The sequence below is a fragment of the Kitasatospora sp. NPDC056076 genome (assembly GCF_042266305.1).
Taxonomy (GTDB): domain Bacteria; phylum Actinomycetota; class Actinomycetes; order Streptomycetales; family Streptomycetaceae; genus Kitasatospora.
Window position 1 is genome coordinate 1 of sequence record NZ_JBHJWG010000101.1, and the last position, 6,651, is coordinate 6,651.

At 75.7% G+C, this 6,651-nt stretch carries 5 protein-coding genes; 1 reads left to right on the top strand and 4 read right to left on the bottom strand.

The window, feature by feature from the left end:
• Positions 1-279 precede the first annotated feature (279 nt).
• The 4 genes from ACFC1T_RS37920 to ACFC1T_RS37935 are packed head-to-tail and all read right to left on the bottom strand — an operon-like array spanning position 280 to position 5,625.
• Positions 280-1,344, bottom strand: a complete 1,065-nt coding sequence (locus tag ACFC1T_RS37920) for a MerR family transcriptional regulator (protein WP_375897249.1) — start codon at positions 1,342-1,344, stop codon at positions 280-282.
• Between the two features lie 34 nt (positions 1,345-1,378).
• Positions 1,379-2,260: an RNA polymerase sigma-70 factor gene (locus ACFC1T_RS37925; protein ID WP_375897252.1), complete on the bottom strand. Its 882-nt coding sequence runs from the start codon at positions 2,258-2,260 to the stop codon at positions 1,379-1,381.
• A gap of 15 nt (positions 2,261-2,275) precedes the next feature.
• Positions 2,276-2,476, bottom strand: coding sequence for a hypothetical protein (locus tag ACFC1T_RS37930; protein WP_375897253.1), 201 nt, complete (start codon positions 2,474-2,476; stop codon positions 2,276-2,278).
• On the bottom strand, positions 2,473-5,625 hold the full coding sequence (locus tag ACFC1T_RS37935) for an SNF2-related protein (protein WP_375897256.1): 3,153 nt from the start codon (positions 5,623-5,625) through the stop codon (positions 2,473-2,475). The genes ACFC1T_RS37930 and ACFC1T_RS37935 overlap by 4 nt, the downstream gene beginning before the upstream one ends.
• A 226-nt stretch (positions 5,626-5,851) precedes the next feature.
• Here ACFC1T_RS37935 and ACFC1T_RS37940 point away from each other — a divergent pair, with 226 nt between their 5' ends.
• Positions 5,852-6,457, top strand: a complete 606-nt coding sequence (locus ACFC1T_RS37940) for a YceI family protein (protein WP_375897259.1) — start codon at positions 5,852-5,854, stop codon at positions 6,455-6,457.
• Positions 6,458-6,651 lie beyond the last annotated feature (194 nt).

Genomic DNA, 6,651 nt, shown 5'->3' on the forward strand with positions numbered 1-6,651 from the left:
GCCCGGGGGCGGGTGGGTTGGTCGGGGGGCGGTTCCGGGGGTGGGTGCTCCGGCGGCTGGATGATTTTCGGACCGCCGACTCTGTAGGTGGGGTGTGATCACCGTTGGCGGTCTGAAAATCACCCGTTACGCCGCTCTCCGCACCCACCCCCTCCACCGCCCCCTCCCGCAGCGCGTCCCTCTCGCCTTGGGCGGGTGGGGAGGTGAGTGGGGGTGGGTGTTGGTGGGTTGGTGCGGGCGCGCGGGCGGTGCCTCGCGCGCTCGTTGGGGGTGGGGGCATCAGGGGAGGCGGACCGGCATCAGGACGGAGAAGGTGCCGGTCCGGCCGGGGGTGCGGATGGCGAGCGGGGCGATCGGGCCGCCGAGTTCGAGGAGGAGTTGTTCGGGGTGGGCGGCGCGGAGGGCGTCGAGGAGGAAGTCGCGGTTGAGGGCGATGTGGGGGTCGTCGGGGGTGGGGTCGGCGGTGACGGTGAGGTGGCCGTCCTCGGTGAGGGTGAGCACGGTGACCTGGCAGTCGGCGCCCTGGGGGCCGGAGGGGAGGGTGCGGGTGGCGCCGGTCTCGACGGCGGTGCGCAGGGCGGCGGCGGGGAGGGTGAGGCGGTGCTGGGGGTCGAGCCGGGTGAGGACTCGGTGGTCGGGGTAGTCGGTGGCCGGGACGGCGCCCTCGATGCGGTGGTCGGGGGTCTCGGCGCGGAAGGTGTCGGCGCCCAGGGTGAGCAGGACCTCGGCGGGGGCCGCGGGCAGCAGTGCGCGCAGGGCGTCCACCAGGGCGGTGGGGACGGTGGTGCCGGGGGCGGGCTGCTGCGGGGCGCCGAGCGCGGGCAGTTCGGCGAAGGCCATCCGGTAGCGGTCGGTGGCGACCAGGCGCAGGACCGGGCCGTCCGGTTCGAACAGCACGCCGGTCAGGGCGGGGTGGTCCGGGTCCTCGCAGACGGCGAAGCGGACGGCGTCCAGGGCGGCGGCCAGGCGGTCGGCGCGGACGGTGAGGTGCAGGGTGGTGGTCATCGGGTGCTCCCTCTGCTCGATCGTGGTGCGGATCAGGGAGAGTTCGCGGCGGGCGTCGGCGAGGCCGTCCTCCAGGCGGCGCAGGTGGGCGTCGAGGACGCGTTCGGCGTCGTGGCCGGCCAGTACGGCGCGGATGTCGGCCAGCGGGAGGCCGACCCGGCGGAGCCGGACCAGCAGGCGGGCGTCGGCGAGTTGGGCGGGCCGGTACCAGCGGTAGCCGGTCTGCGGGTCGACCCAGGCGGGGGTGAGCACCTCGGCGCCGTCGTAGTAGCGCAGGGTGCCGACGCCCAGGCCGCTGGCGCGGGCCAGTTCGCCGATGCTGTGCAGCTCGCTCTCCATGCCGGTCACTCTCGGGGCTCGACCTGGTCGAGGGTCAAGCGAGGTGGGTGAGCTTGTCCGGGTTGCGGACGGCGTGGATCGAGCTGACCAGGGGCTCGCCGTCCGGGCCCTCGGTGAAGTCGAGGACGGAGACGGAGTCGACGGCGCCGTCGACGGTGATCAGCAGGCCGGGCTGGCCGTTGACCAGGACGGGGCGGACGCCCGCGGCCTCGCCGAGCTGGCGGAGCACGCCGAGGAGGAAGCGGGCGACGTTGTCGGCGCCGGTGACCGGGCGCAGGGCCGCGCGGATCACTCCGCCGCCGTCGCTCCAGGCGGTGACGTCGGGGGCGAGGAGTTCGAGCACCCGGTTGAGGTCGCCGCCGACGCAGGCCGAGAGGAACTCGTCGGTAGCCCGGCGGCGCAGCTCCGGCGGGGCGTCGTAGCGGGGGCGGCGGGCGCGTACGTGCGCCCTGGCCCGGCTGCCGACCTGGCGGCAGGCCGCCTCGGTGCGGCCCAGGGCCTCGGCGATCTCCGGGTAGGAGAAGCCGAAGGCCTCCTTGAGGACGAACACCGCCCGTTCCAGCGGGGAGAGGCTCTCCAGCACGACCAGCAGGGCGAGCGAGACGCTCTCGGCGCGCTCGACGCCGTCGGTGGCGTCGGGCTCGGAGACCAGCGGTTCGGGCAGCCAGGGGCCGACGTAGGACTCGCGGCGGACGGCGGCCGAGTCCAGCCGGTTGAGGGCGAGGTTGGTGACCGTACGGGCGAGGTAGCCGGCGGGGCTGGCGACCGGGCCGGTGACCCCGCTCCAGCGCAGCCAGGTGTCCTGGACCAGGTCCTCGGCGTCGGCGACGCTGCCGAGCATCCGGTAGGCGATGCCGAAGACCGTCCGCCGGTGCTGTTCGAAGGCGGCGAGCCGGGTGTCGGGGGTGTCGGTCACGTTCGGGACGCTACCTCAGGAGCGGAAGGCCTCGTAGGCGGGGGCGAGCAGGGTCGCCAGGTCGCGGCCGTGGACGGTGATGCCGGAGCGGCCGAGGCGGTGCAGCGAGGGCTCGTCCGGCTCCTCGTCCGGGGTCGGCGGCAGGGTGAAGTCGCCGCGCCAGTAGGCGGCGACGTTGACCATCGGGGCCTTCGGGGGCGGTGCCTGGTCGGTCATGCGTCCTCCTCGGCGACGGCGTCCTCGCGGGTGAGGGTGACCAGTTCGCGCAGGGCCTCGGCGGGGAGGTCGGTGAGCCAGTGCTCCCCCGCCCCCACCACGGTGTCGGCCAACGCGCGTTTGGCGGTGAGGATTTCGTCGATCCGCTCCTCGACGGTGCCGACGCAGACCAGGCGGCGGACCTGGACGTCGCGGCGCTGGCCGATCCGGAAGGCCCGGTCGGTGGCCTGCTCCTCGACCGCCGGGTTCCACCAACGGTCCAGGTGGATCACCTGGTTGGCGGCGGTGAGGTTGAGGCCGGTGCCGCCGGCCCGCAGCGAGAGCAGGAACACCCGGGGGCCGTCCGGGGCCTGGAAGCGCTCCACCAGCTCCTCCCGGCGGGCGCGGGGGACGCCGCCGTACAGGTGGAGGACCTCCTCGCCGAGGCGGCGTTCCAGGTACGGGCGGAGCATGGTGCCGAACTCGGCGTACTGGGTGAAGACCAGGGTGCGGTCCCCCTCGGCCAGCGCCTCCTCCAGCAGTTCGGCGAGCCGGGCGACCTTGCCCGAGCGCTCGCCCAACGGCGAACCGTCGTGCAGCAGTTGGGCCGGGTGGTTGCAGACCTGCTTGAGCTTGCCGATCGCGGCCAGCACCGTGCCGCGCCGCTCCACGCCCCGGATCCCCTCCACCCGCTGGAGCAGGTCGGCGACCACCGCCTGGTAGAGGCCGGCCTGTTCGGCGGTGAGGTTGCACCAGACGGTCATCTCCTGCTTGGCGGGCAGATCGGCCGCCACCGCCGGGTCCGTCTTGAGCCGGCGCAGCACGAACGGGGCCGTGCGGCGCCGGAGTTCGGCGGTGCGTTCGGGGCTGCGGTGCAGTTCGACCGGGATCGCGTAGCGCTCCTTGAAGCGCTCGGCCGGGCCGAGCAGGCCGGGGTTGGCGAAGTCCAGCACGGCGTGCAGTTCGGCGAGCCGGTTCTCCACCGGCGTGCCGGTCAGGGCGATCCGGTGCCGGGCCACGGACAGCGCGCGGATCGCCCGGGACTGGGCGGTGCCGGTGTTCTTGATGTGCTGCGCCTCGTCGGCGACCACCCGGCGCCAGCGGATCGCGCGGAGCGCGGCGAGGTCGCGCTGGACCAGCCCGTAGGTGGTGATGACCAGGTCCGCCCCCCCGACGGCGTCGGCGAGTCGGTCACCGCCGAGGCGGTCGGCGCCGTGGTGGACGTAGCGGCGCAGGCCGGGGGCGAAGCGCTCGGCCTCGCGCTGCCAGTTGCCGACCAGGGACATCGGGCAGACCAGGAGGGTGGGGGCGTCCGCCCCGGACCGTTCGGCAGCCAGCAGGGCGAGGGTCTGGACGGTCTTGCCGAGGCCCATGTCGTCGGCCAGGACGGCGCCGAGGCCGAGCTCGGACATGGTCCTGAGCCAGGCGAGTCCGCGCTGCTGGTACGGGCGGAGTTCGGCGTGGAAGTCCGGTGGCAGGGCGGGGACTTCGGGGGTGGCGGTGACGGTTCCGGCGAGCAGGTCGCCGAGCGGGCCGTCCGCCCGGACGCCGGTGACCGGCAGCCCGGCGACCGTCGCCTCCGGGTCGAGGGCGAGCCGCAGCAGGTCGGCGGCAGCGAGCAGGCCGTCGCGCTGCTCGGTGAGGAAGGCCAGTGCGGCGGCGATCTGGGCCGGGTCGGCCTCCAGCCAGGTGCCCCGGACCCGGACCAGCCCCTGTTTGGCGGCGGCGAGTTCGGCGAGCTCCTGCTCGGTGAGCGGGGTGCCGTCCGGGCCGAGGGCGGCCTGCCAGCGGAAGGCGACCACGGCGTCCCGGTCGACCTGGCTGGTGACGGCGAGGGTGCCGGGGGCGGGCGGGGTGGTGGCGCGCAGGGTGAGGCCGAGCCGGGGGCGGCGGCGCCACCAGGAGGGCAGCAGCACACCGAATCCGGCCCCGGCCAGGGCGGGCGCGGCGGTGCGCAGGAAGTCGAGCGCGCCGACGCGGTCGAGCGGCAGGGCGGACGGGCGGGAGCGGTGGCGCAGCCCGTCCAGGGCGGGCCAGCGGTGGGCGGCGCGGGCCAGTTCGGCGGCCAGCACGTCGGCGGGGCCGGCCCGGTCGCCCCCGGGGGCGGCCGGCCCGAGCTTGCGGTCGAGGGCCGCGTGGGCCGCGCCGCCCTCGTGCAGTTCGGCGGCGCGGACCAGCAGGGAGGGCTCGTCGACGGCCTGGAGCAGGAACTCCAGCCGCCAGGCGTCGTCGGAGGGGCTGCCGTCCGGGTCGTCGTCGGCGGGGCCGAGCGGTTCGACCAGGCGGAAGCAGAGCCGCAGGGCCGGGTCGGCGGGCTCGGCGGTGGCGTACCAGTCGGTGATCCGGCGGCGCAGTTCGGCGAGCTCCCCGGGCGGGGCGTCGACCTCCCCGGAGGGGGTGGCGAGGGCGTGCAGCCAGCGGTCGGCCGGGGCCGGGCCGGGGGCGGGGAAGGGGGTGTCGGCCAGGGCGGCCCGGGCCTCGGCGTCGACCAGGGCGCCCAGGGCGGCGTCCAGCAGGGCCTGGCCGGTGCCGGCGCCGGTCGGCCACTCGCCCAGCAGGACGGGCGGGCAGCCGGCCGCCAGGGCGGCGGCCTCGCGGCGCCCGGCCGGGGTGGGGTCGGGCCGCCAGCGGGCCCGGGGCCGGCCGTCGGCGAGGACGGGCAGGGGCAGCACCCGGCCCCGGCCGACCGCCCGCCAGGCGAGGTCGTGCACCCCGGTGAGCCAGCGCAGCGAGGGCCCGTAGACCACTTCGACCCGGCCGGTGCCGGGCAGGTCGGTGTCGGTGACGGCCCAGTGCGGGTCGTGGACCTCGCCGAGCAGCTGGGCGGCGGCGCCGGCCTCGAACAGCAGGGCGGGCACCCGCCAGGGGGTGAGCACGGCGCCGCCGCGCGGCGGGGTGACCGGCAGGTCGGGCGAGGGGGCGGGCAGGGGGCCGACGGTGGGCAGCAGCAGGGTGGCCCAGCGCTCGGGGGCCTGCCCGGCGAGCCAGCCGAGGCCGGGCCCGATGCCGCCGAGCACGGCGGCCAGGCGGTCGGCCGGGCAGGCGTACGGGTGGGCGCGCGGGGCGGGCCGGTCGGGGAGGTGATCGGTGGCGCCCGGATGGGCGCGGGCGTCCTCGGCCCAGAGGGCCAGCCGTCCGTCCGCCCGCCAGAGTGCGTGCAGGACGAACATGCGGGGCCTCTCGGGGCGGGTGGGAACCGTCCTTCGCAGCCTAGTCGGAGGGTCGGACAGTGCCCGTCGGGCCGCCCGGCGGCGCCCGTGGGGCCGGGCGGCTGGGCCGTTCGGGTGGTTCGGCGGAGTGCTTCCACCGCTGTGGTTGAAACTTGAACGAAAGCGTCGTACGGTGGAGCCAAGAAGTTGAAGCCTAAACAAATGGCTTCGAACCCGAGGAGGAGCCATGGGCCTGTTCAACCGCACCAAGACCGCTACCCCCACCGCCGTCCGGACCCCGGCCGGCCCGGACCTGTCGCACCTGACCGGCGACTGGGCGATCGACACCACCCACAGCGAGATCGGCTTCGCGGTCCGCCACGCGATGGTCACCAACGTCAAGGGCCGCTTCACCGACTACGAGGGCAAGCTGCACCTGGACGGCGCCGAGCCGCACAACTCCTCCGCCGAGCTCGTGATCAAGGTCGCCAGCGTCGACACCAACCAGGCCCAGCGCGACGAGCACCTGCGCACCGGCGACTTCTTCGCGGTCGAGACCCACCCGGAGATCCGCTTCCGCAGCACCTCCGCCGAGGCGGTCGGCGACGACTCCTACCGGATGGCCGGCGAGCTGACCATCAAGGGCACCACCCGCCCGGTCGTCCTGGAGCTCGACTACACCGGCAGCGCCACCGACGCCTACGGTGCCGAGCGGGTCGGCTTCGAGGGCCGGACCGTCGTGGACCGCACCCAGTTCGGCCTCACCTACAACGCGGCCCTGGAGACCGGCGGCGTGCTGATCGGCGAGAAGGTCAAGCTCAGCTTCGACATCTCCGCCGTCAAGGCGGCCTGAGCCGGCCGTCCGCGGCCACGGCGGCCCGTGCCGCCCCCACGACCCACCGCCCCTGCCCGTCCCCCCGGGGCAGGGGCGGTGTGCTTGGGTCCGTCTTCGAACTCCCGTCGTCCGCCCGGAGGGCGGGCGGGGCGGCGTTGGGGTGCGTGCATCGCAAGGCGGAGGAGGGAGCCCAATGCAGCGCATTGGCGACC

What these genes read in the sequence shown, in the direction of transcription:
- ACFC1T_RS37920 (WP_375897249.1), bottom strand. Translation starts at nt 1,344, where the DNA reads ATGGAGAGCGAGCTGCACAGCATCGGCGAACTGGCCCGCGCCAGCGGC.
- ACFC1T_RS37930 (WP_375897253.1), bottom strand. Translation starts at nt 2,476, where the DNA reads ATGACCGACCAGGCACCGCCCCCGAAGGCCCCGATGGTCAACGTCGCC.
- ACFC1T_RS37935 (WP_375897256.1), bottom strand. Translation starts at nt 5,625, where the DNA reads ATGTTCGTCCTGCACGCACTCTGGCGGGCGGACGGACGGCTGGCCCTC.
- ACFC1T_RS37940 (WP_375897259.1), top strand. Translation starts at nt 5,852, where the DNA reads ATGGGCCTGTTCAACCGCACCAAGACCGCTACCCCCACCGCCGTCCGG.